Genomic DNA, 26,259 nt, shown 5'->3' with positions numbered 1-26,259 from the left:
TCATACTCCATGCAACTCTCTGTATTCGTACAGAATTTGCACTTCGTTTGTGAATCCACCCTTCGCTACGAAAGACGCCCATAGGGTTAATTATGTTCAAGCAAGGGAAGGAGTTCGTTGAACTTGATGGGTTGCCGGCTTTAGTCCAAGTTTGGAGATTAATTGTTGGTCTACTATTGTCATAGCCAGACGTGGATACCGCAACGACTTTAATCGAATAGTCCCAAACTTTTCCAATTCGATAAACGTCAATAGTTTTGCTTGCAACGTAGCTTATTAATTTGGTTTGCCAACTTCGACTATGCTGACGGTTCTGATCACGAGCACCGTCGGGTAAAGCCTACCGAGCTTTGCGTCCAAACGCGCGCCGAACTCTTCTATGCCCCCTCTTATGCAGCCGCATAATATACCGATACCACGCATTGCGGCGCATGCTGCTTTCAAAACTCGCCGGCGCAAACGAAACAAACCATCCGGAACCTGCGATTCCTATGATCGGTCGAGACGATCTCGGGCGGCATTGAAAGGATCACACCCATTAACGGAGCTACATCAATTACAAACGAGTAGGCATCATAGGTGAGGTCAAGTTCAAATTTCGTCTATTCGATGCTCGGCATCGCTGGCTTGTTGAGTGCCGCTCAACAAAAGCGCGTCAGCCCCATCTCAGCGGACATAACAAAGTTCTCGTCGGCTTCTTCCGGTAGTCTCGCGCGCTCAAAGGTCTTGCCAACCGACGTCAGGGGTGAGACGCTCTCCGTGCTTCCCGGCCAGTTCCTCTAGTCGCTCGCGTATTTCTTTGGCACCGCGCGCGCGGGCGTAACGCATCGGACCACCCCGGAAGGGCGCGAACCCGGTGGCGAAAATCATTGCGCCATCTATGGCATTGGCATCCTTCACTACATTCTTCCGCAGACATTCCACACAGGCGTTCAGCATCGGCAGTATCAGCCGGTCTGTCAGATCATCGGGGGCATTGTCCAGATCGGCATTTGGGTGCGGCGCGCCCTGTGACCAATCATAGAACCCCTGCCCCGCCTTTTTACCGGTATCACCCCGCTTGACTTTCTTGCGAAGACCGTTGCTGATGTCCGCCATCGGTTTGTCCAGCCCGTCCTTAAGGCTCTCCGCGACATGCAGGCAAATATCCAAGCCCACCTGGTCGGCCAGGGCGACAGGACCCATCGGCATGCCAAAGCGGATGGCAGCCGTGTCGATGACCTCCTTGTCCACCCCTTCGTCCATCAACATCATCGCTTCCATCAGGTATGGCATCAGCGCGCGGTTGACCAGAAAACCGAAAGAGTCGGTGACCTGAACGGGGAGCTTGCCGATCTCGCCACAGAAGGCGGCAAGTCTGCAGATGACATCCTCGGCGGTATCGGCGTGGCGCACGACTTCGACCAGATCCATTTTGCTGACCGGATTGAAGAAATGCAGCCCCGCAAAGCGCGATGGATCGGCTACGCCCTCCTTCAACTCGGTTAGGCGCAAGCTGGAGGTGTTGCTGGCAAGGATCGCCCCCTGTTTCATCCGGCCCTTCAATCCGTTGTAGATCTTCTCTTTCAGATCAGGCTTCTCCGGCACCGCTTCGATGATCAGATCTGCACGGGCGATGCCATAGCCGTGCGGGTCGGGCATCATGCGATCCAGCGCATCGCGTGTCTCAATGTTGGAGAGATGCTTGTTCTTGCAGACGGCCCGCGCCTGTTTGACGGCCTCGGCCAAGGGATCCAGTGCGACATCGCCCAGCGTCACGGTCTTGCCCTTGATTGCCGCCCAAGCGGCGATCTCGCCCCCATCGCACCGGCCCCGATGACGTGTACATGATCGATCCCGTCCTCGCCCCGGCTGTCATTCTTCATGTCCTGTCGCAGAAAAAACACGCGGCGCAGGTTCTTCGAGGTGTCGCTGTCCAGCAACTTCGCGAAACTCTGGTTCTCCGCGCGCTGCATGGCGGCCCGGTCGTCGCCATGCTCTTCCCACATGTCGATCAAACGATGCGGCGCGGGGTAGTGTTGCTCCGGGGCCTTCTGCCCGGTCTCCTTGCGCATCTGCCGCGCGGCCAGGCTGCGCGCCTGATCAAATCCCATCGCGCGGGCCTTAAGGCCGGGGGCATCACGCTCGACCTCGCCCGCCTTGATCGCATCGACCGCCGCCGCCACATGCCGCTCTTGGGTGACCACATCGGCGATGCCCAGCTTGCGGGCCTTGCCGGTATGCGCGGTCTTGCCCGTCAGCATCAGAGTCATCGCTTTAACCGGGTCGATCAACGCCGGCAGGCGGAACGTCCCGCCTAGGCCGGGGTGCAGGCCCAGCTGGACTTCGGGAAAACCGAAAGACGCGCCCTCGACCGCGATGCGCCAGTCACATGCCAAGGCCAGTTCGAACCCCGCCCCCAAGGCCGCGCCGTGCACAATGCAGATCGTGGGGCAATCGAGCGCCTCCAATCGGTCCAGCACGTCGTGCCCATGCGTGAGCATCTCGGCCGCCCCCTCATTAGCCATGTCATCAAAACCGGTGATATCGGCGCCGACGGCAAAGCCCGCGATCTTGGCCGAGCGGATCACCACCGCACGAGGCTGGTCACGTTCCAGCGCTTCGATGTGGCTTTGCAACCCTTCGATCACGTCCTGCCCGATCGTGTTCACGGCCCCTCACCCCGATCCAGTGCCAGCCAGACGATACCGTCTGCCTCTCCATGCAGCCAAGGGCCTTCGCCGCGCGTCACAGGGCCCAGCTCAAGTTTCGTTTCGCCCAGATGTTCCATTACAGGTCCCGTCATCATGCCACCTCCAGCAGCATCGCACCGCCCAAGCCGCCACCGATACACTCGGTTGCGATGCCGCGTTTCAATTCCCGGCGGCGCAGAGCGTTGACCAGATGCAGCACAATCCGATTGCCCGAAGTGCCGACCGGATGGCCAAGGCTTATCGCCCCTCCGTCGATGTTCAACCGGTTGCGGTCGATACGCCCAAAGGCCCCCTCTAGTCCCAACACTTCACGACAGAAATCCGCATCATCCCAGGCGGCAATACAGGACAGCACCTGTGCGGCGAAAGCCTCGTTCAGCTCCCACAAATCCACATCATCGCGCGCCATATCGTTGCGCTGCGCCAAAGGCGTCGAGGCCAGTACCGGCCCCAAGCCCATCACGGATGGGTTCAGACCGGCCCATTCACTGTCCACGATCCGCGCGAGTGGCTCGAGCTTGTGCTTCTCGACGGCCTCCTCTGAGGCGACGATCACCCAGCTTGCGCCATCCGTAATCTGACTGGAGTTGCCGGCCGTGACCTTGCCGTAAGGTTTTTCAAACGCGGGCTTGGGTTTTGCCAACCCCTCCAGATCGCTGTCCGGGCGCACGCCATCGTCGTGTTCGTAGGCATTGCCGCTTCGGTCAAAGGCAGGCATGACTTCATCCTTTAGCCAGCCTTCCTTCTGGGCTAGGGCCAAACGGTGATGGCTGTCGTTGGCGTATTCGTCGGCGCTCCGCCGCGAAATATTGAACCGATGCGCCAGCACTTCCGCCGTCTGGCCCATATTCAGCGTCGTGATTGGATCTGTCAGCCCGCGCTCCAGACCGACGACAGGCTTGAAGAACTCGGGCCGCAGCCCGATTATCGCCTTAGCCCGGACGACGGGCCCCTTGGCCTGGGACATCTGCGCGAACCATTCGACCGCGGATTGCCGCAATACCAGCGGCGCGTGGCTGAGCGCCTCTGCGCCGCCAGCAAGGATCATGTCGTGAAAGCCATCGCGGATATAGCGGTAGGCCGTGTCGATCGACTGCATGCCCGAACCACAGTTGATCTGCATCGAGAAGGCGACCATTTCTTCACCCAATCCTAACCGCAGGGCAGCCACACGGGCGGGGTTCATCTCATCTTGGACGACGTTGACGCAGCCCAGGATCACCAAATCCAAAAGCTTTCGGTCAAAGCTCTGCCGCGCGAGCAGTGGCCGTCCCGCCTGCACCGCCAGATCGACGGGTGTGAAGGGGCCCGGCTTTCCTTTTGCTTTCAGGAATGGCGTGCGTGCGCCATCAACAAGGTAAACCCGGCGATTCATTCTGCTGCCTCCTTTTGCGACACCTGCGCATCCAATCCGGGATAAAGCCCGGCCAGCTCTTCGTGGGTGAAATTGTCAACGGCAACCACTTTGTGGACAAGGTCTTCCATCTTCGCGATACGGTCGCGATCCTCCTGGCTGATGGTACCGTGCTCCAGGGCCTCATCCGGGGTCTGGTCTGCTTCGCGCAGGCGCTTCATCAGGGGGGCGGTGTCCATCACGGCATCATAGCAGTCGTTCAGCAACACGATGCCGTCGCGGTTGCAGCCACCGTGCAGGCGGCCCACGATCCGGCTGCGCGTGGCGGAGGGTTCATAGATCAGATCCGCGGCCTTTTCGGTCAGAGCATCATCCGGACCCGGCGCGCCGCCCCTCGGCAGGGTCACTGTCCGCAGCAGCCATGCAGCCCAGCGGGCCGGAAAGTTCATCAAAACTTCGTCCAGCGCCAGCCGTATCCGCGCAAAGCCGCGTTCGGCGGCATACTCCACAGCCGGCAGATCCCCGCTCTGCCGTCCTTCGTCGTCCCAGCGTTTCAACGTAGCGCTGAGGATATAGAGCTCGGAGAGAATGTCGCCCATCCGACCCGAGATCATCTCCTTGCGCTTCAAATCGCCGCCCATGGTCAAAAATGCCATATCGGCGGTCAAGGCATAGGCCGCGGACCAGCGTGCCATCTGGCGGTAGTGCCGTTTTGCCGCGCCGGCGTCGGGCGCAGGGGCCAGAAACCCGCCGGTCCATGCGCGACCGAGAGCGCGGAAGAAGGTCTTGGTCGAATGTCCGACATGTCTCCAGAAGTGTTTGTCGAACGCCGTCAGGCTTTCCTCGGGGTCCTCGATATTCAGCGCTTTCATCTCATCCAGCAGGTGCGGATGCGCTCGGATTGAGCCCTGACCGAAGATGATCAGCGAGCGAGTGACGATATTTGCTCCTTCGACGGTTATCCCGATGGGAACGGCGCGGTAAAGCGCTTGCAGGTAATTCGATGGACCATCGATCACTGCCTTGCCGGAATGCACGTCCATTGCATCATTGATAGCGTCGCGCATGCGGTATGTGGCATGTGCCTTCATGATAGCAGATATGACGGAAAGAGAACGCCCCTCATCCAAGCCTGCACAGGTCAGCCGCCGTGCAGCATCCATCGAATAGCTGTCCGCAGCCAGCCGTCCCAGCCGCGTTTGAATGCCGCCGAACTTACCGATCGGCAGCCCGAATTGCTGGCGGATACGGGAATAGGCTCCGGTCGTATGCGCCGACAACGCAATCGCGGCGCATCCCATCGACGGCAGCGAAATCCCCCGCCCGGCGGCGAGCGCGCTCATTAGCATCATCCAGCCGCGACCGGCGTATTCTTTGCCGCCAATGATATTGTCGAGCGGCACGAAGACATCCTTGCCCGTTGTCGGCCCGTTCATAAACATGGTCTGGCTGGGAATGTGCCGCCGCCCGGTTTCGACTCCGGGCAGATCAGCCGGTATCAACGCACAGGTGATGCCGATGTCTTCTTCGCCGCCCAGATGGCCATGGGGGTCACGCAGCTTGAATGCGAGGCCCAGTACCGTACAGACGGGGGCCAACGTGATGTACCGCTTGGCCCAGTTCAGTCGGATTCCCAGCACCTCTTCGCCCTTCCAGGTGCCCGTTTCGATCACGCCGTTGTCGATCATCGCGCTGGCGTCCGATCCGGCCTCGTCACTGGTCAGGCCGAATGCGGGCAATTCGCGTCCGTCGGCCAGACGCGGCAGCCAGTGCTCCTGCTGCGCGTCGGTCCCGAACATGTGCAAAAGCTCGCCCGGTCCAAGCGAATTCGGAACCATCACCGTGACGGCCGCGGCAACAGAACGAGTAGAAATGAAACGCACAACCTCGGAATGGGCAAAGGCCGAGAACCCAAGTCCGCCATACTTTTTCGGAATGATCATGCCGAAGAATTTCTTGTCCCTCATGAATTGCCAGACATCGGGCGACAGATCGGCATCCTGTTCATTGATCGCCCAGTCATCGATCATGCTGCACAATTCCTGACAGGGACCGTCAAGGAATGCCTGTTCTTCTTCGGTCAGCTCGGGTGCCGTGACCGAAAAAAGCTTGGACCAGTCGGGATGACCGGAAAACAACTCCGCTTCCCACCATACCTCGCCCGCTTCCAAGGCTTCGGCTTCAGTCGCGCTCAGTTGGGGTAATACATTGCGTGCCCACTTGTGAATGGGGCGAGTGATATAGTTCCGACGGAATTTGGGCATGTGCAGAATGGACCTCCATACTTTTGGGCCAACGCGCTGTCGCACAGCACAGTTCCTAAATTCCTCATGTGCAACGAACGCTTCATCGCATTTGGCAAGCAGCGGTCCTGAGAAAGTCGCTCCGACGCTGGGGCAACAAAATTTCGCGGCGTCGCTCCCGTAGGGGCCACATGGAAAGTGCTCCCGATTATTCAGCTGGGGCAGGCTCTATATTTCTGACGCCATCCTCTGTCGAGGGTGCCTCGATTGCGGTATCAGCCTCTTCGGGTGCCGTGGCGACTTCCTCGCCCATCCAGTAAACAATAATACCAATGCCAAAGATCACCACCGCGGCCATTCCAATCAAAGGGCCGATATGGCGACGTTCCTGCTTTTTGAGATTTGCGTCTGGCGGAGTCATGATGTGCCCCTTCCTTGCGTTATTTTAGTTATGTCCAGCGTCCTTGCTGACGATGCACATAGGCAAGCTGTCCAGAACTTTGGTGAACAGGTCACCTAGGACGACAACCATTGGCGGGACGCATTGTTCCAATGCCACGCCGACAGTACATCGCCCCGACCGGGCAGATCTTGCGTCCACCTACATTCGCGCGGTCAACACCGAGAAGGGCTAAGTCGCTGCAAAATGCACCAACGCTCACGTCATCCTCTCATGGCAAGTTGGCCGGACTATGTTGCTAAGGGATTAATTTCCTTTTCAGCAAGCACGGTAAGCTTGTGATCCACAGCTTGCTCTTCCTTCAGAATCGCCCGCAGATCCTTCTCATCCTCGCCCAGGCCGAGTTGCTTCGCCCAAGCGGCCAAGGTGCCGTACACTGCCATTTCATAGTGTTCGATCCGCTGCGCTGAGGCGATGATACCCGCATCCCGTTGATCGCGATCTTCGATCATGCCCGCCCATTTGTCGGCTTCTGACACCAGCCGCTGCATGGAGTGATCCTTATGTTCTTCCGACGCGGCCTCATGGCGCCGAAGGATAGCCTCTACCCGCTCGAGATGACCTTGCGTTTCCGTAAGGTGGACTTCCAAAACCTGTTTCAGGTCAATTTCATTGACGTCGTCGATCATACCGGGCAACGCCTTGACCAGTTGGGCCTCCAACGACCGGGCCTCCTGCAGTTCGGCGACATACATTTCCTTGAAGTTGTTCATAAGCTTTATACTTGCTCCTTTTTACTGTTGCTCCCTCTTTGCAGCCTAGGCGGGCCATGGGCCCTCGCTCAAAGATCCCTGCAACACAGGAAGGGGGCTTTTCTCGGCTGAAACCTCACGCCAGCTCCGCCCAAAAGTTTTTGCGAACCGAAGGCGGACCCAAGGCACGGTCTACCCATGGTTCTGCGGATCTGTCAGGGCGCTGCGCGCCGTTCGGATTCGAGGCTCACCTCACTGATGGGCCGTACCATTGAGGCCTGGGGACCCATGGCCCCCTCCCCTTCGGCTACGCTCAACTCTACCGCCGATCCGACCTTGAGAGCCTCAAATCCATAGTTCAGTACAGCATTGGGCGCAAAATAGATTTCCTGACCATCGCTTATTCGCACAAACCCATAGTTGTCGAACATCCGCACGACGATGCCCTGGGGCGGACCGGAGAGAGTTTTGGTATCCCCCCGCATCTTCTGGGAATGCCCTTCCAACCTTCGCTCCATCGCGTCGAACGCGTCGCGGATGACGATATTGGGGTCGAAATGATCCCGCCGGTCACCGGGATCATTGCTGATGACAATTTCATGTTCAGGCACGCGGACTTCGATCCGCAGATGGAATTCTTTGTCGTGATGTTGGCTTCGATGCTGCCGTTCCACGACGATATGGCAACTGTTGATACGATCAAAGTAGCGATGCAATTTCTGGACCCGCTCACGAATGCGCGCTTCAAGCGGTTCCGATTTTTCGACATTGTGCCAAGCGATTTCCAAAGGAGTGTCCATGTGAGTCATGCCTTCTTGCTATGGCCCGACGCCGCGCTGTTGACTGTCAGCGCCGGCACCTGTTCTTGGGAACGAACATTCAGGTTTTTTTCCCTTGCAACAGCTAAACTTCCCACAGAAGTGCTCTGTTCCGCTTAGCCTTCGACAATGGCTGATGTCCGCCGCATCGGGGTGTCAGCGTCGGGTCATCTGAGGAATTACGGCCAAGATAATCAATACTACAACAGTCGACAGCACGGCCATTGCCTCGAGACCCAGACCAGCTACGATCCCGATCCCGGCGGTCGCCCAAATACTGGCAGCAGTGGTCAGTCCTTGGATCTTTCGCTCTGCGGTACGCACGATGATTGCACCCGCTCCGAGAAAGCCGATGCCTTGAACAATGCCTTGCAAGACCCGTGATAGATCGGCGATCTCCATGCCGCTTTGCAGCGGCCCGATCAAAAATAATGCTGCGCCCACCGCCACCAACATATGGGTGCGCACCCCTGCATTGCGCTCCTTGAGTTCGCGCTCTAGCCCAGCATGCCACCCAGCAAGGCAGCGAGAGTTAAGCGCAACGTGACACGGGTTATGGTGGCAATGTCTTGTACGTCGGAGAGCTCTTGTGTGACCGTCGACCAGATCTCTTGTCCCCGTATTACTCCTTTTCAATGCGATGATGGTCGCAGGCTGATCAGTGTAGTGTCTGATCGGAATGTTTATTCTTTATTGAACTTATATTGCGAGTGACCCAAATGAAGAAACGCAGCGGGCGGGAAAATTCCGGTCCGCATAAAAACGGTGCCATCTGGCACCAGAATAGTGTCAGATGGCCCAGGCATCTATTCAGATGCTAACCCGGACAAGCTACGATAGTAGCTGTCAGTCGTCCAAGACAAAAGTTACGGACAAATTGACCTTGAATTCCGTAATCTTTCCATCCTCGACCATTACATTCTGATCTTTTATCCAAGCACTCTTGATCCCTCGCAGCGTCTTTGAAGCACGTTCAATACCCTGCTTGGCGGCGTCGTCGAAACTATCCGGTGACGTTGCAGATATCTCGGTTACTCGTGCAATAGTCATGGCGTTCTCCTTTCTCTTGGTACTGTAGGCCCAACAGCCGGTTTGCTGGCTTGTTCCAGGTTCATTCGAGAGCAGCATGATGTTGCCGAATTACCGTTCTGCGACTTTAGCAGAGAATGAATTCGAAGCTCTGCACAGGCGAAGTCAGCGCACCGTCCGTCTCAACGCACCTTGCAAGGCGCGTGCGGCGACGCTCTTGTTGGTCTGGAACCCCATACGCAACAATGCCTCGCGCTCCTTCACATGCGGCGGAAGACACAACGATGCGGCCAACAACTGCGCTTTGCCTCGCCATGTTGATGAAAGCATCTTGAGCTCTTCCAGCGCAGGCAGCAAAACGCGCTCGATATCATCGAAGTCACTGCCGAGCGGGAAAGCTGGAAGCGTCCTACGATGCTCCTCAATCCATGCATGGACCCGCTTAGGATAGTTCTGGCGGTGGGCTTTCGGGATTTCATAATCATCGGGAAGTTTCCCCGCTGATTTGGCCTGGGCCATCAATTTGTCCTGGAAACGACTATCGGATATGTTCAGCAGAGCGCCGATCACCTGCGCGTCGGATAATCCGCGCAGGTCGGCGGCACCATATTCGGTCACAACCAGATCGCGCATGTGACGCGGCACTGTCACGGTATCGATCGCCCAGCGAATGTTGCTGCACGGTCTGCCTTTGCTCATTCGCCAGGCAGGAAGCGTGATGATGGAACGCCCCCCCTCCAGCGCAAAGGCCTGTTCGACGAAATTGAATTGCCCGCCGACACCGCTGACCACCTGTCCGTCGTCCAACGTGTCAGACATGACGTCGCCCAAAAGGCTCACTTGCATGGCCCCATTGACGAACCTAGCGTTCACGCGCGCAGCACGTTTCGCCTCCTCATCGCCATAAAGGGAATTGGTGAAACTCACGGGCCGCATCGTGATTTTCGCGCGTTGATCTTCGGGCAAGCATCGCAAGCGTTTGTAAAAATCGCGCGTTTCGACAAAAAAACCTGCATCAATCACGGCGCCATCGACTTCGCGCCTTAAAATCCCAGCCTCGAAAAGTGCTAGTAGCCCGCCAACCAGCATTTCAGTGACAGCGTAAAGGCCCTCTTGAAACGGCGCCTCGTGTCGATCCCCTTGCGGGAATGGGCAACCACGTTGGATGGTGTGCATTTTTCCTTCATCGCGGAGTATCAAAGCATGCGCCACAGCGTCGCCGATGCCCCCGATGCCGATCTGCAGCGTCCCCCCGTCTCTGATGAGGCCGCTCACGTGCAGCCCGATCGCATGCGCGGCGTCCTCGACCGGGCGGCGTACTGCCGAAAAAAGATTGTAGTCGGGAACGCCATGCAGGACGTGATCCGCCTCATTTGCGTTCATTACGGCACCATCGCCCTGCATGAAAGGCATCTCGGGATGCACCTCGAATGCCACTTGGAAATCGACCTTACCCGCGGCGCGAAATGCAAACAGATCGGCGGAAATATCGGTGTTGGACGACAGCGAAAACTGACCACCTTTCTCTGCGACCAGTTGGAGCAGAACATTGGGCTGTCGATCCAACAGAACGTCGCGGGCATGGGTGTAATTCGCTGCGATATAGGCTTGCTGCATTGCGTCCACCCCCAGCCATCGACCAGCAAACAGGAAAAATTCATTTACCGTGACGTTGCTCGGCAAAGTCCCTTCGCGCAGCATCCTCACATAGAGGGGGCCGGGATAGGCACCGAAAAGTCGGTCGAGCGCTGGCTCAAGAAATCGCTGTTCCATGTCCGATGACAATGGAGGTCGCTCCAGGGTGAGCGCCGTAAAAATAGACAGCTTCCGCTCTGGTACGTTGCGGGCGCCACGTACCAGAGCGTCTACCAGCGTCAGTGGTTTGCCCAAACCTAATGGAAGAGCTAACCTAATCTCGCCGCCTGTAGACTCGTACAGTTGCTGCGCAATGGTATCGGCTTCGTCTTCCCGCTCCATAAATACAGATATCCTGTAGATTGCGTTAGAGGTGCAACCAAGCATCTTGGCGCACCAAAAATCTTAACCATGGGTGCGAGGTCTCGGTCTCAAATCCTCCCAGCAAGCCCGGGTGGCCTCGCACCCCAAACTTCACCCTCACCTATGTTTCGCCCTTTTTAAACAATCCTCTGCGCAGTGAGGCGACCTCAGTGGAACTTAGATACTTTGACCTCAGAACTCCTATGTACGAAAACCCTTATCTTTGCGAAGAGTTCCTGGCGAGGATCAAGCTGTTGTTTCGTCTAACTTCTTTTTTCCGAGTTCTGCTGCCCCCGGCGAACGAAAGCAATCCGCAAGGAACATTCTCATTCGCGGGCTGTTGTTTTGATATGTGGGGGTACGAAAGAGGGCGTCGATCATGGCGAGTGCAACGAGAAACCAGACCGCGAAGAAGCTTGTTTGCATCGTAGGCTCCGACGCTTTTCATCAGGAAATGATTGGTCGAATACCTGAGGCAAAAGACTGGCAGTTGGAACAGGTTCTGCACCGTACCGATGTTCAACCTAACGGTACCTTCGATTTTGACACCTTGCTGAATGAAGCCCGGGCAATCATCAGCGGTTTCGATCGCCCGCCGGACGCTATAATTGGCCATCTTGATTTCCCCGTCTCCGCATTGGTGAGTCTTCTGTGCCGTGACCATGGATTGATTGCCGCATCGCCCGAAGCAGTGGCACGCTGCGAGCATAAATACTGGATGCGTCAATATCAGCAGGATGCTCTGCCAGATCACACGCCTCGCGTGGTTGCCATCAATCCTTTCGATCCAGATATCGTGCGAAAGCCGCCGCTGCCGTTTCCATTCTGGCTAAAGCCGGTGAAGGGTCATTCATCCATGCTTGGGTATCGCGTACGTGAAGCTTCGGAACTAACCCAAGCACTCAGCGCTTGCCGCAGGGCCATTCATAGGTACGGTGAACCGTTCAACGCCTTTCTCAAGCACCTTGATCCGGCAGAACTTCCCACAGACAAAATTGATGGTAATTACGCTGTTGCTGAAGAATTGATCTCGGAAGATCAGCTTTTCACCCTCGAGGGCTATAGGCACAAAGGCGAAACAACGATTTACGGGGCCATCGAAAGCAGGCGGTCCGGGCGCCACATGTCTAGTTTATCAAGCTATTACTACCCCGCCGAGTTGCCCGGGGAAGTGGTTGAAGCAGCGCAACAACAAGTGACCAAGGTGCTCACGCAGGTGGGATTCGACAACGGTCCTTTCAATGTGGAGTTTTTCCATGATCCCGAAACCGGTGCATTAAACCTGCTGGAAATCAACACCCGGCTTTCAAAATCCCATGCTCCGCTTTTTGAAATCGTCGATGGCTGCTCCCATCACAAACAAATCATTGAGTTGGCGCTCGGGCAGACGCCCGACAGACCTAAACGTAAGGGCACTAGCCCTATGGCCGCCAAGTTCATGGTCCGTAGCCACGAAGCAAATGGTGTTGTTCACACTGTCCCGTGCCAAGAAGAGATCGACAAGCTCTGCGCATTGATGCCCGACCTGAAGGTACAATTGTTGGTTAATGAGGGTCAGAACCTCTCTGAACTAGTCGATCAGGACAGCTATTCGTTCGAGTTAATGGATGTCTTTCTGGGGGCGAGAGCGCCGAGTTCATTGAGGATGCATATAGACGTTGCCGGGACTCGCTGGTGTTCCTGATTAAGCCAATGGACGACACGGACTAAGCCGCGAACAGGAGGCATTGATGAAAACGATAAGCACATTTCCGAACGAGGTGATCGAAGAAGAAAATGTGTTCATTCCCTCAACCGATGGGATCCGACTAGCCGCTCGAATTTGGCGGCCCAAAAATTCGGAGAACGTCCCAGTACCGGCTATCCTAGAATACATCCCCTACCGTAAAAGGTTTGGCACGGCTATTCGCGATGAACACACCCATCCATATCTAGCTGGACACGGCTATGCCTGTATCCGGTTGGACATTCGCGGCAGCGGTGAAAGTGAAGGTGTGCTGAGGGATGAGTATTTGCAAAGCGAGTTGGACGACGGCGTTGCCGCACTGCATTGGATCGCCGATCAACCTTGGTGCGATGGTAATATTGGTATGATGGGAATCTCATGGGGCGGCTTTAACGCCTTGCAGATTGCCGCGATGCAGCCGGAATCACTAAAGGCCATCGTTACGATGTCTTCAACTGATGATCGTTATTCGGATGATATCCACCACATGGGCGGCTGTTTGCTGGGCGACAACCTATCATGGGCGTCGGTAATGTTCTCCTATAACACCATGCCCCCGGACCCTGCGCTGGTCGGCAGTCGCTGGCGCGACATGTGGCTGGAACGTTTAGATAACTCCGACCTATGGCTGAAGAATTGGCTGCAACACCAACGGCGCGATGCCTATTGGCGACATGGCTCTGTGCGTGAGGACTATTCCGCCATCAAGGTACCGGTCTTTGCGGTTAGTGGCTGGGCGGACGGCTATACCAACTCTGTTTTCCGACTCATGGAAAACCTTGACGTTCCCCGCAAGGGATGGTTGGCCCGTGGGGCCATATCTATCCACATTTCGGCCGTCCGGGCCCGGCCATTGATTTTCTATCCGAGTTGTTGCGTTGGTGGGACCGCTGGCTCAAGGGCAAAGACACCGGCGTGGAGGACGACCCGATGATCACTGCGTGGATGCTGGATAGCGCTCCGCCTAATCCGGAATACGATCATCGCCCGGGCCACTGGGTTGGAGAAACCATTTGGCCCGCGCCAGATATCACATTCGAACGATTTACGATCGCTGAAGGACGAAATCTGCGTCCCGAAAAGAAAATACCATCGCAGAAGGAAGAAGAAGTTAACCTGGATGTGCAGTCGCCGGTGACTTTGGGTCTACATTCCGGCAAGTGGTGTTCCTATGCCAATGGTCCCGATCTGGCAAGCGATCAGCGCGCAGACGACGGTGGTGCGTTGGTTTTCCAGTCCGATCCATTAACAGAAGATATGTATATTTTGGGGCCGCCAGAGGTCGAATTGGAGCTGGCCAGTGATTGTCCCGTAGCCATGGTCGCGGTGAGGCTGTCCGACATGCGGCCTGATCATCAAGTAACCCGCATCACATATGGAATGTTAAATCTAACCCACCGTGACAGCCGTGAACATCCTGAAGAGCTGAAACCGGGATGCTTTTATCGAGTCCGAGTACCAATGTGCTACGTTGCGCAGAAGATACCTAAAGGTCACCGTGTACGTCTGTCGATCTCGACCGTTTACTGGCCCTTGGCATGGACTCCGCCCGCCTCTGTGCGCTTGACGATCCGCACAGAAAAAAGCATGCTGACACTGCCCTGTCGTACTCCCAAAGTCAGCGATGAAGCGCTGGAATTCGGAGCGCCAATCCAATCACCGGCTCCTTCGGTAACCTCATTGGCACCACCCGCGCACGAATGGGTCATCCATCAGGATCTAGGGCGACAATGGACGGAGTTACGCGTCACCGACGACCGAGGAAAGATGCGACTGGACCGAATTGACCTAACGGTCGGGGCGCGGGCGGTAGAAATCTATGGTGCAAGACCGGGAGATTTCACGTCTGCTACTGGCGAAACCGAATGGTATCGGACCCTGCAACGCGACGGATGGCTGATCGAAACACGCACCCGCACTTGCCTGACTTCAGACCAAGAAAATTTCTATCTTACGGCCGAGTTAGACGCTTGGGAAAATGGGGCGCGGGTGCGATGTCAAAGCTGGAACGAAACGATCCCTCGGGACATGGTTTGATGGTCGTTTCAAGCGGGGTAGATGCGAACAAAAACCTTAAACGAGTTTCTAAAGTCTACACCTTGACAGAGAAGAACGAATACCCGGGAAAGGATGAACGTACATAGATAAATCACTAGTGTGCCGGTTCTCGTTGGCTAAATAAAAGGAGGAAACCATGAAAGTTTTTATCGGAACTGCAATCTCTCTTAGCTTGTCAGCTGCAGCTGTGGCCGCTGCGGAGGTCACTGCAACTGTACATGATCGCGATGGCAAGAGGCTTGGTGCCGTAATCATACAAGACCTGCCCTCTGGCATGGCCTTGGCGACGCTCACTTTAAACAGCTTGCCCGAAGGCGTGCATGGCATTCACTTACATGAAACTGGCGATTGTTCCTCAGAGGACTTTAAATCCGCTGGCGGGCATGTTGCAGGTGATCGCAAACATGGTGTGATGGTTGACGGCGGCCCCCACCCTGGTGACATGCCAAACTTAACCGTAAAATCCAATGGAGTTGGCGAAATAGAAGTTTTTATGCCATTCTTATCCGTGCAGAATGACCTGTTAGACTCAGATGGCTCTGCCTTCGTTATGCACCAAGGCTTGGATGATTACGAAAGTCAGCCGGCTGGTGATGCAGGAGACCGGATCGCTTGCGGAGAACTCACTGAACGCACCCAGTAAGCTGGCGAACATGTCAGACGAGTTGGTTCAGACGCCAAACCATGTATGTGCGGCAACTTGATCAAGGTTTGAACAGACCATTTTTCTGAATGGTTAGCTGAACAGAATTCCATTCGCACATTCATCAAAAGGAACTGCTAAATATGTCAAACTTCACCCTCTATTACTGGCCTGTGCCGTTTCGCGGTGAATTCGTCCGTGCGCTTCTCGCCCATACTGGTGCAACAGTTAACGAGCCTGATAGCGACGCGGTCAGTGCGATGATGGATATGGACCCAAGCGATCAGCCCGTCCCGCACATGGCACCGCCATTGTTGGTAGACAATGCATCTGGCAAAGGGATCGCTGAAATGCCTGCGATCTGCCTTTGGTTGGCCGAGCAATTCAACTTGACTCCAAGCGCGCCGCATCAGAAAGCGCTCGCGCTGAAGGTTATAAACGATGCCAATGACGTCTTGGACGAAATGACGCTCAATGGCGGCAAGACGATGTGGACGACAGAGTCTTGGACACACTTTCGTCCTCGCTTACGTCGCTGGATGAGGATCTGGGAGGCAGCGGTCGTGCAGGATCTTCTTTCTGTAAACCAGAACGAGCTCGGTTATATCGCAACCGCTACACTCTGGGGAACGATGACCGAGCGGTTACCCCAGATTCGCGCACTTCTTAGCACGGAGGCACCGAATGTTGCCACGCTTGTGAAACAGGCCCGGTCCCAGGGCGCGCTTTTTGCGCAAGCCGAGGAAAGCCGGGAGCGCTTCGGTAACGTCTGGTGCGGCGGAGAGATTGAAAAATCGTTAAGGGAAGTCGTTCAAGGCTAATCAGCGGACCCAAGCCCATACCTTAAAGAATACGCCCGCCGCAGCATAGAAGAAGATCGGCTCATCCTGATCTCAGCAAGCTGTATCTGATGCGCGGTTTTCACAACGAGAAGGTTTTTGCAATTTCGTTCATCGCTGGGTAGAGGACCATATCATGTTCTGAGAACCCCAACTCGGCCACCGCCGAAGATGCAGCATTTTGTCCGCCGCACTTACCCGCAAACGACGACTACCGTTGCGCCAAGAGCGACAATGGCCACCACCGCCCATAATCCCATTTGAAGCCTTGTCATCTGTCCAACATGCCTTGCAATTCTGATAATGTCCGACGGAATAGTGTAATTTTGCTCGTCCGCTTCGGCTCGACCGCAGTTTCGGAGCGGCGATTGCTGCCGGGTCCATGGGGAGAGTGTCGCAAATAGTGGCGACGGTTTCTAGTATCATGTAGCGCCGTATGATCACCCACTCATTATTCTGCTCTAACATCAGAGCGCCCACCAACCGTGTGAACGCGGCCTTGTTTGGAAAACACCCAGGACATTAGCCCGAAGTTTAATTTCCTTGTTCTGACGCTCCTGACTGGTCCTGTCATGGTTTCGTGCCGCCCCTAGTGCTCGTTTAAGTCGCCTTCCGTTCGAAAACGACAGGGCTTTTCTATTTCAATGTTGGATTACGGCGGCGCGGATTGTAGAACCCGTTAATGTATTCGAAGATCAATCAAACCAAAATACCATACTCACAATCTTAGCAATTGTACGAAGGCTGATCAAAATCGCCAACGGAACCATCAAAACGGCCACCTTGGCTGCTTCAACCCGCCAAAAACCGGGTTCTGCCACAAAGCTTAGCCAGAAGTAATCTCATGGACGCGCTATCTGGCTATGGTGGAACATTTTTCGCGCAGTAATAGTTCTATGTAAGACAATAACTTGCGAAGCGAAGTGCATGAACAGTATCGCCACAATCCTCGGCCGACAGTACGGGCAACGTTCTGGCAGATGCGTTCACTTTCGAAAAGGTGGGTGAGATGAACAGGCAGCGAACGCATGACCAAATTAACCCGACTGCGGCAGAAGCGCAGCCGGTTCTCTCACCCGGCCGTAACTGCTCTGCCATATCAATCGCACACCGTGCGGCGGTACTGATAGATGGTGCGTCTTATTTCGCAGCTTTGGACGCCGCCCTGAGAAGCGCTGAACGATCCATTACAATTATCGGCTGGGATTTTGACGCGAGTATTCGTCTTCGTCCTCAGGACGGACCTAATGCGTCTGTGTTGGGGGATCTGCTGCGCGATCTGGTCGAAAAGCGTGCGGACCTCCATGTTCGGATCCTAATTTGGAGTCTGGCGACAGTTCATACGCCAAGTGCAGCTATGCCGCTCCTTGTTGGATCCGGTTGGGCTGACCATGAGCGTATCCACCTGCATCTTGACACTCATCATCCCCTCTATGCATCTCATCATCAGAAAATTGTTATCGTTGATGACGCGGTGGTTTTTGTCGGTGGAATGGATCTAACGGTTGCACGCTGGGACAAGCCTGAACACTCGTCAGACGAGCCGCTACGAAAGGATACTGACGGGACACCCTATGAACCGGTTCATGATGTCCAAATGGTTCTGGACGGGCCAGTAGTAAGTGATCTTTGTACTATCGCGCATTCCCGATGGTACGATGCAACAGGGGAAGCGTTGTCAATCCAGGCCACTAAAGACCGTTGGCCTCGCGCGGTGAGACCTGACTTCGAAAATATCAGTGTTGCGGTTTCCCAGACAAAACCAAAATTACATGCTAAGTGTGGTATAGAAGAGGCGGCGCAGCTAACGGACGATTTGTTGGAGGCGGCACGTGAGACGATCTATATTGAGGCGCAGTATTTCACTGGACGGCGCATGGGCAGAAAGCTCAAGCGGTTGCTTGCGCAGCGGGAGGGTCCAGAAATCGTGGTCATTTGCACGCTTATCGCCAACGGCATCCTAGAACGCTTCATTATGGGGGCGAACAGGGAGCGGCTGCTGCGTCGACTGAAGGCTGTCGACCGGCACAATCGCCTTCAAGTCTATTGCCCCGTGATGGACAACGACGAAAAGCACCGACTGCTCATTCATTCCAAGGTAATGATCATAGACGACCGTTTTCTCCGCATTGGCTCGGCGAACCTCAACAACCGCTCGGTGGGGTTGGACACCGAATGTGATGTGACCGTGATCGCGCAGACACAGCAAGCTCGCGATACGATCCATCGTATGCGAGACACGCTGTTAGGAGAACATCTGGGTGTTGCACGGGAAGAGTTGCAGAAATCGACGGCGCACAAAAGAAACCTACTTAAGATAATTGACGAGCTGCTGTGCGATGGCAAAAGCCTACGGCCTATCAACGTGGGCCCGGGGAAGACACGATCGTTTCCCGGCACATTTCTACTTGATCCCGAACGGCCTCTTCCATTTCTTAACGCGCTTCACAGGTCATGGTCCCGAGTGACCCGCCGTGACCCAGTACGCGAAAAAAACAACTCGGAAACCCCTAAGACCAACAACCCAGCACAAAGAGGGATGAGAAAATAGACGAAGCGGAACACGAGAATTGCGCCAATCAGGGCCTGGCCCGGCAACAAGTAGGTCAGCACAGCCTCAATCACGCCAAGCCCGCCTGGCACATGGCTGACGATTGTGGCGACATTTGCGCTGACGTAGGCGGCGACAACAGGAAAGTAACTTATTTCGGCAACGGAAAGAACAGTCTGATGCAGCGCGGCAGCAACGAAGACGAAATTCATTGGTCCGATTACACACTGCGCCACGGCCAACCAGAGCTTTGGGATCGCGAGTTTGTGCCCACGAATGTGGATTGCCCCCGTCGCGAAAGCGGCCATCCCGAGATACAAAACTGGACAAGCGAGCGTAACCAGAGCCGTCAACATGACAACACTTGGGCTAAGTCCCAAGGCGTTTATCGCAATTTCGGGCGCTACGAGCAGCGCTATGCCCCCGAGGGCGGCAAGCCCGAGGCCAACTGTCGCCCCACAGAAAACGATCAGTTGTGCGACATCAGCACGACCAAGCCCCCATCGGGTATAATAGCGATAGCGGATCGCCCCGCTGGACAACGCTGCCAACCCCAACGAATGGCCGATCGACAAACTTGCAAAAGACGCGATGGCAACTTTGCGGTAGTCCAATGGACAACCGACATATTGCAGCGCCAGCCAGTCAAAACTGGTCAAAGCAAGGTAGCTCAGCACCGAAAAGCCCAAGGCGGCAAACAACCGTGCCCGAGAAACCGCCGTCACTGCATCGACGAGGTCAAGCCAATCGTACCGGGACAATGTCCGATAGAGCAGGTAAAGCGCCAGCGTTGCTACGACGGCGGCGATAATATAGCCAAGCCAACGGCGTCTTTTGTACGCTGGTTTCCAGTCTTGTTTTTGAGGGCGGTCGTCGGCTGCCAAATGAGGATTTCCTTTTCGCTATATGGCAACTTAACACCCCACGCGCAGCATTCGATCCACAAAAAGCATCATGGCCGGGTCCGACCCACGCGTCCTGTTGGCGGAAACGTCGGGGGTAAAAAAGCTTATGTATAATGCTCTCTCACATACCATCCGCGTCATGACATGGAACATTCATGGTGGCATAGGCCCGGACCGTAGCCGCGACCTGCGACGCGTGGTGGATTTGGTTCAAAGCCATCAGCCCCAAATCATTGCGCTGCAGGAAATTGATTCGCGTCGCCGAACATCGTCCACACCCGATGCGTTTGATTTTCTAAACAAGGAACTTGGCGGCAACAGCCATGCAACCCGTCTGATCCGCGCCCCGGACGGCGACTATGGCCATGCGGTAATAAGTTGCTGGCCGATGGCAGCGGCGCGCTATCATGACATTTCCTACAAGCGGCGCGAGCCGCGCGCGGCGATCGAAACAGTGGTGGATACACCCCATGGCTCTCTGCACGTTGTGGCAGCACATCTTGGTTTGAGTTTTCGTGAAAGACGCCAACAAGCCGAAAAGCTTGTGCAGATCGTTCGGAAGAGTGATAAATGTTCGGTGCTCATGGGCGATCTGAATGATTGGATTGCCGGAGGTGCAGTGCGGCGGATATTGGACAGACAATTCCCGGGACACAGCCACATGAAGACGTTCCCTGCATCTCGGCCCATTTTCCCGCTGGACCGCATATATTGCCGCCCGAAGTCGATACTGCAGCGCAGTCAGACAGATTATACGGCTCGGCTCGCTTCCGACCATCTTCCAGTTATCGCTGATCTCATCTTGGGAAACTGCCCGTAGCGCAACAAAATTATGGCCAAGGCGCCTGACACCATTGGCAGCCACCATGTCACTTCCGTCATCCATCTAGAGACTTCTTTCGACTGCAGTGTGGAGGCGCGACACATTTTGGAATACTCACTTTGTTGGAATAATCTGGTCAGCCCTATCGAACAACTTGGCAATGCTGCTTCATGAATTCTCTGGTCATTGAACAACCTTACCGAAAAGAAACGATTCACGCCATTATCGCGTTTAACCCATGCGCGATACGCTTTCGACCCGCTGGTTTTCGCCAAAGTTCTTGAGCACGCTTTTAACCTGAAATGCCGATAGAGTGGCGGAACTTGATACAGCCTCATCTCGTTTGTCTGTAGTAACAATGCAGGTCAGCCTGTGGCATCAATGCATTGCGCCTCCACTGGCAAGAGCTTCTCAGTCGGGTTCTCAGCCTGCGACAACTGCAATGCGGCAAAGGAGTAATGACATGACATGGAATTCAACGATTTTGACGGTTACAGCATTAGTATTGGCAGAGCCGCTCTTGGCTCAGCAGAACGCTCTTGAGAACGCGCAGGTCGTTGCGCTTGACGACTGGCGTTACGATGACCTCTATACAAACGGTGTAAGTGCCCGAGACCTAATCGACAGGGAAGTGTACGGACAAACCGGTGACGAGATCGGCGACGTAGAAGATATCCTCATCGGTTCGGATGGGCAGGTTCGTTCGATCGTTGCGGAAGTCGGTGGCTTCTGGGATATCGGTGATACCCATGTCAGCATTCCCCTCAACAGAGTGGACATGTCGAATGGCCAGATCGTGGTTCCGATTACGGAAGATACCGTTGGCGATTACGGCTTCTGGAACGACGAACCCATCCAGAACGGTGCAGTCGACTCCGACATCGTCGAAGGTGTAGATGATGAGCCTATCCCACGCGCGTGGCGAGCTTCTGAATTGATTGGGGACTATGCTCGGCTTCAGAATGATGATGGCTATAACGATTACGGATATGTCAGCGACCTGATTCTGCGCGACAATCAGGTCGCTGCCGTGGTTGTTCAACCTCGGTCCGAATATGGACCAGGATATCGGGCTTATCCTTACTATGGTTATGATTCCGGCTGGGATGCTGGCAGCCCCAACTACGACATGCCCTATACCGAAGATGATGTCCGCGACGCCGAGCGTCTCGACTATAATCGCTTCGACAACTCAGTTCAGCGATAATCCATCAGCCCGCTCGTTTCTGACGAGCGGGCTATTTCAGTCATAGGCCGAAAGTTAGGCTTCCATCCCTGCCGCCACTCAGGATGCGGCATCGATTTAAGTCGTCGAAAGCGATAAACAGGGTGAATTTCTCGCGCCTGGTGGCGGGAGACCAGTCTATCGTCTCACTGTCAACCCACGAGCTGCGGATGACAAAGCGGCAGAAATTTCCTGCACAACCCCAGAATGCCTGAATGCGTGGCCGTTAGTGGGGGCAGCGGACATGCCCCAGGCCGGGGACGGTGTCGGGGAAGAAATGCTTGGAACAGTCGACTACGAGGGGCAGAAAGTTGTGACTTATCACGGGTGGCCCCTCTATTACTTTACCCGCGATGAAGATGCAGATGCGCCGCAGGGGCAGGATGTCGAATCCTTCGGCGGTGAATGGTATCTAATTACGCCTGACGGAGAAAAAGTTCACGCCGGATAACAGGCATCTTCCAGTTGAACTGATCAAGCCGCGCGCTGTTGTGCCGCCGCAGTCCTTTGTCCACCTCTGCTCTTCCATATTTATCTCCTCCCAGCTTTTCTCAACGGTCATGGGTGATACTGCGGATCAAGGAACTTAACGCCGCACCCTTGGCGTTTGCGTAATTAAATTCCTTTGCTGGATCATATCGTTTTGTGAGGAGTTGATAGAATACACAACAGGGGGAGCTCAGAAGCATGACAGGGAACAAACCAGTTGTAGTTGTTACCGGCGCAGCGGGCAACATCGGCAGCAAGCTTAGCAAGGTTCTCGCGCACAAGCATCGAGTGATCGGCCTCGACCTTCCAGCGAACTGTGAAGGGCGGGAAGGATTGATTGGCTGCGACATTACTGACCCTGAATCGACTGCGCGGGCCATAGAGAAATTGCACGAGGCAACAGCCAACGAACCTATTGCATCAGTCATCCATCTGGCTGCCTATTTCGACTTTAGCGGAGAAGATCGCCCGCAATACGAAGCGGTGAACGAGGAAGGGACGCGCAACCTGCTGCGTGCCCTGCAAGATATCGAGGTCGAACAATTCGTCTATTCGGGAACCATGCTTGTACATCAGGCGGGACGCCCGGGTGAACGGATCACCGAGGATACACCGTTGGCCCCCGGCTGGGCCTATCCGCGGTCGAAGGCCCGCACCGAAGAGATTATCCGAGAAGAAGCTGGCGATATACCCACCGTTTTTCTACATCTGGCCGGGCTCTATGACGACGAGACTGCGGTGCCCACGCTGAGCCACCAGATCGCCCGCATCTATGAGCGCAGCTTCAAGGCGAATTTTTATTCAGGTAATACCGATGCCGGGCAGGCATTTATTCATCTCGATGACATGTTGGAGCTTTTCGTTTGCGTGGTAAACCGCCGCACGGTGTTGCAAGACGGGGAGGTAATTCTCGCGGGTGAGCCAGATACTGTGAGCTATGACGCGCTACAAGACCGCATCGGGGCGTTGATCCATGGCGAGGAGAGTTGGAGAACGTTTGTCCTGCCTTCCTCGATGGCCAAGTTGGGCGCCAGACTCGAAACAGAATCCGAGCCGGTGGTGCCCGATACTCTTGATCAAGGGGAAAAGCCCTTTATCCGACCTTTCATGATCGACATGGCAAGCGATCAATACGCGCTCGACATCTCGAAGGCGCGCCACCTGCTGGACTGGGAGCCGGAGCGACGCATCATGGACCGGCTGCCGATGCTGATCGAGGCACTGAAGGATAATCCTTTGGGTTGGTACCGCGCCAACGGCATCACGCCGCCGCCCTGGCTTGAAGCGGCAGACAAACGGGTAGATGATCCTGAAGCGTTGCGCGTGCAACACGAGACGGAATATCGCGAACAGCACCGTGCCAACCTATGGAGCGGCTGGGCCAACGCGGGCCTTGGCCTGTGGTTGCTGACCTCCCCGCCTCTGTTGGGCGTACAGGATCCCGGTATGATCATTAGCGACGTAATCTCTGGGCTGCTCCTGTTTGTCTTTGGTATGCTATCACTGTCTTGGCGGATGCCTTGGGCACGGTTTGGCGCCGCAGTTCTGGGCTGTTGGATCATGTTCGCGCCGCTAGTCTTCTGGACAGACAATGGTGCGGCTTACCTGAATGACACCCTCGTCGGCATGCTCGCCGTGGCCTTCGCGCTATGCTTGTTGCCGGCGCCGGGAGTTTCGCCGGTGGCCGCACAAACCGGGCCGACAATTCCCAAGGGCTGGAATTACTCTCCATCTGATTGGTTCCAACGCCTTCCGGTCATCATGTTGGCGGTCGTGGGTCTTCTCGTCTCCCGTTATCTCACGGCCTATCAACTCGAAACCATTGGCGGCGTTTGGGAACCGTTTTTTAGCGGCACCTTGGAAGGAAAGAACGGAACCGAACAGATCATCACCTCATCCGTTTCCGAAGCTTGGCCGGTGCCAGACGCCGGTATAGGTGCGCTGACCTATGCATTGGAGATCATCGTTGGTGCCATAGGCTCAGCGAGGCGGTGGCGCACGATGCCATGGCTCGTAGTACTCTTCGGGATCATGATCGTGCCGCTCGGCGCAGTGTCGATCTTTTTCATCGTGATCCAGCCTATTGTAATCGGTACTTACTCAACACTGGCTCTGATTGCTGCCGCCGCAATGGTCTGGCAGATCCCCTATTCGCTTGACGAACTGGTCGCGACCTACCAGTTCCTGCGACGGCGTCACCGGGCAGGTCAGCCTTGGTTGCTCGTGTTTTTTACAGGCGACACCGACGAAGGTCCCGATGACCATCCGTCGGACGATTTCGACCGCAGCCCCCAAGTGATCATAAAGGACATGGTTTCAAGCGGAATGACCTTTCCTTGGACGCTTATGGCATCACTCGCGCTCGGCCTCGTGCTAATGCTGTCGCCACTGGTTTACGGATGGGACAGCGGGAGTGCCGCTACGAACCACGTCGTGGGCGCGCTGGTCATCACCGTGACCGTCGCCGCACTCGCGCCAGTGGCTCGACTGGGACGTTTTCTGAACGCGCTGATGGGAATAGTCCTGATTTTTGCACCTTTGGTCGTCGGCGCCAGCTGGGGTGCCCTGCTTTTTTCCGCTCTCGCCGGCATTGCGCTGATCGCACTCAGCATTCCTCGTGGCACAATCAGGAGCACCTATGGCACTTGGGATCGGTTCATTAGGTAGCGCTATGGTTCCATTTGATGATCTGTCCATTGCTATTCTACTCGCGATCTTCTGTGTCGCAGCTGGGTCCGTCTGGTTCTCGGGTATGCGCCTGTCACGCTATGCCGATGGGATCGCGCGTGAATTCGGGGTTGGGCAGGCAGTGTTGGGGGTAGTTCTCCTGGGCGGGATCACCTCGCTACCCGAAATTGCCGTGACGGGCACGGCAGCGATTGGCGGCAATGCGGCGTTGGCGGTCAACAACTTGTTGGGCGGGTTCACAATGCAAGTCACCGTGCTTGCTCTGGCCGACATGGCAATCCGTCGCAACGCACTAACTGCCACCGTGCCCGATCCCATCATACTCCTGCAGGGTGTGCTGGGCTCATTCTCATTGCTGTGACGATCACCGGCATCGGTGTGGGCGATATCCCCTTCGCTGGGGCAGGCCTCTGGACATGGGGCATTGCTGCGCTCTTCGTCTATGCCGTACGTATGGTCGCCCGCGCCCAGGACAAACCCGGTTGGGAAGTTATAGGCGAACCGCCTTCGCCGGACATCGACGTGGATGACCCGACTGAGAATCTCTCACGCCCGCAACTGTTGGGTGCAACGGCGGCAGTAGCTCTGGGAATTCTGATCATGGGATATTTTCTCTCCACCAGCGGCGAGGCACTGGCAGAGCGCACAGGGCTGGGCGACAGCTTTTTCGGCGCGGTATTTATCGCGATCTCGACATCTCTACCCGAAATCAGCACCGTTCTCGCTGCGGTCAAGCTGGGACGTCATGTCATGGCGGTCTCGGACATTTTCGGCACCAATTTGTTCGACGTTGGCGTGATATTCTTGGTTGATCTATTCTATCCGGGCGGGGCAATTCTAAACGAGGTTGGAATGTTCTCTATCGTCGCCGGACTGACAGGCATTGTGGTCACTGCGGTCTATGTGATCGGCCTGATCGAGCGGCGCGATCCGGCTCTGATCGGCGTCGGACTCGATTCCTACGCCGTTATGGCTATCTATATCGGAGGGATTGCGTTGCTGTTCACGCTGCGGTGACGTTTCAG

The 26,259-nt window shown here is 55.7% G+C and carries 24 protein-coding genes and 1 pseudogene; 12 read left to right on the top strand and 13 right to left on the bottom strand.

The features are described 5' to 3' along the window. Positions 1 to 717: 717 nt before the first annotated feature. The 11 genes from CUR85_RS18000 to CUR85_RS17950 all read right to left on the bottom strand — a co-directional run bounded on the left by CUR85_RS18000 (position 718) and on the right by CUR85_RS17950 (position 11,266). Positions 718 to 1,758 carry a 3-hydroxyacyl-CoA dehydrogenase family protein gene (locus CUR85_RS18000; RefSeq protein ID WP_280323035.1) on the bottom strand — a complete coding sequence of 347 codons (1,041 nt, stop codon included), beginning with the start codon at positions 1,756 to 1,758 and terminating at the stop codon, positions 718 to 720. Then, the gene (locus CUR85_RS17995; protein WP_280323034.1) at positions 1,755 to 2,651 is read right to left on the bottom strand and encodes an enoyl-CoA hydratase-related protein; all 897 of its coding nucleotides are present in this window, start codon (positions 2,649 to 2,651) and stop codon (positions 1,755 to 1,757) included. The genes CUR85_RS18000 and CUR85_RS17995 overlap by 4 nt, the downstream gene beginning before the upstream one ends. After that, entirely contained in the window at positions 2,648 to 2,788 is a 141-nt protein-coding gene (locus CUR85_RS17990; protein WP_280323032.1) for a hypothetical protein, read from the bottom strand. The genes CUR85_RS17995 and CUR85_RS17990 overlap by 4 nt, the downstream gene beginning before the upstream one ends. Beyond that, positions 2,785 to 4,068 (bottom strand): acetyl-CoA C-acetyltransferase, encoded by a 1,284-nt coding sequence (locus CUR85_RS17985; RefSeq protein ID WP_280323031.1) that lies wholly within the window; start codon positions 4,066 to 4,068, stop codon positions 2,785 to 2,787. The genes CUR85_RS17990 and CUR85_RS17985 overlap by 4 nt, the downstream gene beginning before the upstream one ends. Then, positions 4,065 to 6,311: an acyl-CoA dehydrogenase gene (locus CUR85_RS17980; RefSeq protein ID WP_280323030.1), complete on the bottom strand. Its 2,247-nt coding sequence runs from the start codon at positions 6,309 to 6,311 to the stop codon at positions 4,065 to 4,067. The genes CUR85_RS17985 and CUR85_RS17980 overlap by 4 nt, the downstream gene beginning before the upstream one ends. A 187-nt stretch (positions 6,312 to 6,498) precedes the next feature. Continuing rightward, on the bottom strand, positions 6,499 to 6,711 hold the full coding sequence (locus CUR85_RS17975; protein WP_280323029.1) for a hypothetical protein: 213 nt from the start codon (positions 6,709 to 6,711) through the stop codon (positions 6,499 to 6,501). A gap of 269 nt (positions 6,712 to 6,980) precedes the next feature. Next, positions 6,981 to 7,463: a YciE/YciF ferroxidase family protein gene (locus tag CUR85_RS17970; protein WP_280323027.1), complete on the bottom strand. Its 483-nt coding sequence runs from the start codon at positions 7,461 to 7,463 to the stop codon at positions 6,981 to 6,983. A 194-nt stretch (positions 7,464 to 7,657) separates the two neighbouring features. Continuing rightward, the gene (locus CUR85_RS17965) at positions 7,658 to 8,242 is read right to left on the bottom strand and encodes an HPF/RaiA family ribosome-associated protein (RefSeq protein ID WP_280323025.1); all 585 of its coding nucleotides are present in this window, start codon (positions 8,240 to 8,242) and stop codon (positions 7,658 to 7,660) included. 174 nt (positions 8,243 to 8,416) lie between these two features. Further along, the gene (locus tag CUR85_RS17960) at positions 8,417 to 8,728 is read right to left on the bottom strand and encodes an MgtC/SapB family protein (protein ID WP_280323024.1); all 312 of its coding nucleotides are present in this window, start codon (positions 8,726 to 8,728) and stop codon (positions 8,417 to 8,419) included. 378 nt (positions 8,729 to 9,106) lie between these two features. Further along, positions 9,107 to 9,388: a dodecin family protein gene (locus CUR85_RS17955; protein WP_280323023.1), complete on the bottom strand. Its 282-nt coding sequence runs from the start codon at positions 9,386 to 9,388 to the stop codon at positions 9,107 to 9,109. A 66-nt stretch (positions 9,389 to 9,454) separates the two neighbouring features. Continuing rightward, complete coding sequence (locus CUR85_RS17950) at positions 9,455 to 11,266, bottom strand: acetyl-CoA hydrolase/transferase C-terminal domain-containing protein (protein WP_280323022.1); 1,812 nt, start codon at positions 11,264 to 11,266, stop codon at positions 9,455 to 9,457. 400 nt (positions 11,267 to 11,666) lie between these two features. Here CUR85_RS17950 and CUR85_RS17945 point away from each other — a divergent pair, with 400 nt between their 5' ends. The 5 genes from CUR85_RS17945 (at position 11,667) to CUR85_RS17925 (ending at position 16,535) form a co-directional block, all read left to right on the top strand. Continuing rightward, positions 11,667 to 12,971, top strand: coding sequence for an ATP-grasp domain-containing protein (locus CUR85_RS17945; protein WP_280323021.1), 1,305 nt, complete (start codon positions 11,667 to 11,669; stop codon positions 12,969 to 12,971). A 46-nt stretch (positions 12,972 to 13,017) separates the two neighbouring features. After that, complete coding sequence (locus tag CUR85_RS17940) at positions 13,018 to 13,947, top strand: CocE/NonD family hydrolase (protein WP_280323019.1); 930 nt, start codon at positions 13,018 to 13,020, stop codon at positions 13,945 to 13,947. Further along, on the top strand, positions 13,833 to 15,050 hold the full coding sequence (locus CUR85_RS17935; protein WP_280323067.1) for a CocE/NonD family hydrolase: 1,218 nt from the start codon (positions 13,833 to 13,835) through the stop codon (positions 15,048 to 15,050). Before CUR85_RS17940 ends, CUR85_RS17935 begins: the two co-directional genes overlap by 115 nt. A gap of 157 nt (positions 15,051 to 15,207) precedes the next feature. After that, positions 15,208 to 15,714 (top strand): superoxide dismutase family protein, encoded by a 507-nt coding sequence (locus CUR85_RS17930; RefSeq protein WP_067937579.1) that lies wholly within the window; start codon positions 15,208 to 15,210, stop codon positions 15,712 to 15,714. Positions 15,715 to 15,857: 143 nt separating this feature from the next. Continuing rightward, positions 15,858 to 16,535: a glutathione S-transferase gene (locus CUR85_RS17925; protein ID WP_280323018.1), complete on the top strand. Its 678-nt coding sequence runs from the start codon at positions 15,858 to 15,860 to the stop codon at positions 16,533 to 16,535. 411 nt (positions 16,536 to 16,946) lie between these two features. Here CUR85_RS17925 and CUR85_RS17920 read toward each other — a convergent pair. Beyond that, positions 16,947 to 17,110, bottom strand: a pseudogene (locus tag CUR85_RS17920) (transposase); the annotation flags it as partial. A gap of 452 nt (positions 17,111 to 17,562) precedes the next feature. On the opposite strand from CUR85_RS17920, the gene CUR85_RS17915 reads away from it, so the two are divergent. Further along, positions 17,563 to 19,104 (top strand): phospholipase D-like domain-containing protein, encoded by a 1,542-nt coding sequence (locus tag CUR85_RS17915; RefSeq protein WP_280323017.1) that lies wholly within the window; start codon positions 17,563 to 17,565, stop codon positions 19,102 to 19,104. Here CUR85_RS17915 and CUR85_RS17910 read toward each other — a convergent pair. After that, complete coding sequence (locus tag CUR85_RS17910; protein ID WP_280323016.1) at positions 18,999 to 19,988, bottom strand: lysylphosphatidylglycerol synthase domain-containing protein; 990 nt, start codon at positions 19,986 to 19,988, stop codon at positions 18,999 to 19,001. The genes CUR85_RS17915 and CUR85_RS17910 overlap by 106 nt on opposite strands. A gap of 70 nt (positions 19,989 to 20,058) precedes the next feature. Here CUR85_RS17910 and CUR85_RS17905 point away from each other — a divergent pair, with 70 nt between their 5' ends. From CUR85_RS17905 to CUR85_RS20420, 6 genes are all read left to right on the top strand, one after another. Next, on the top strand, positions 20,059 to 20,829 hold the full coding sequence (locus CUR85_RS17905; RefSeq protein ID WP_280323015.1) for an endonuclease/exonuclease/phosphatase family protein: 771 nt from the start codon (positions 20,059 to 20,061) through the stop codon (positions 20,827 to 20,829). A gap of 466 nt (positions 20,830 to 21,295) precedes the next feature. Next, entirely contained in the window at positions 21,296 to 22,039 is a 744-nt protein-coding gene (locus CUR85_RS17900) for a PRC-barrel domain-containing protein (RefSeq protein ID WP_280323014.1), read from the top strand. 262 nt (positions 22,040 to 22,301) lie between these two features. Further along, positions 22,302 to 22,508 (top strand): COG4315 family predicted lipoprotein, encoded by a 207-nt coding sequence (locus tag CUR85_RS17895; RefSeq protein WP_280323013.1) that lies wholly within the window; start codon positions 22,302 to 22,304, stop codon positions 22,506 to 22,508. Positions 22,509 to 22,744: 236 nt separating this feature from the next. Continuing rightward, positions 22,745 to 25,213, top strand: a complete 2,469-nt coding sequence (locus tag CUR85_RS17890; RefSeq protein WP_280323012.1) for an NAD-dependent epimerase/dehydratase family protein — start codon at positions 22,745 to 22,747, stop codon at positions 25,211 to 25,213. Then, a complete protein-coding gene (locus tag CUR85_RS17885) occupies positions 25,185 to 25,595 on the top strand; it encodes a hypothetical protein (protein ID WP_280323011.1) in 411 nt (136 codons plus the stop codon). The genes CUR85_RS17890 and CUR85_RS17885 overlap by 29 nt, the downstream gene beginning before the upstream one ends. Then, entirely contained in the window at positions 25,592 to 26,251 is a 660-nt protein-coding gene (locus CUR85_RS20420) for a sodium:calcium antiporter (RefSeq protein WP_280323010.1), read from the top strand. Before CUR85_RS17885 ends, CUR85_RS20420 begins: the two co-directional genes overlap by 4 nt. Positions 26,252 to 26,259 lie beyond the last annotated feature (8 nt).

Origin of the sequence: Sulfitobacter faviae (assembly GCF_029870955.1) — a bacterium.
GTDB classification, from domain to species: domain Bacteria; phylum Pseudomonadota; class Alphaproteobacteria; order Rhodobacterales; family Rhodobacteraceae; genus Sulfitobacter; species Sulfitobacter faviae.
Note: the sequence above shows the minus strand (reverse complement) of the source record. Positions and strands in the feature narration are given on the sequence as shown.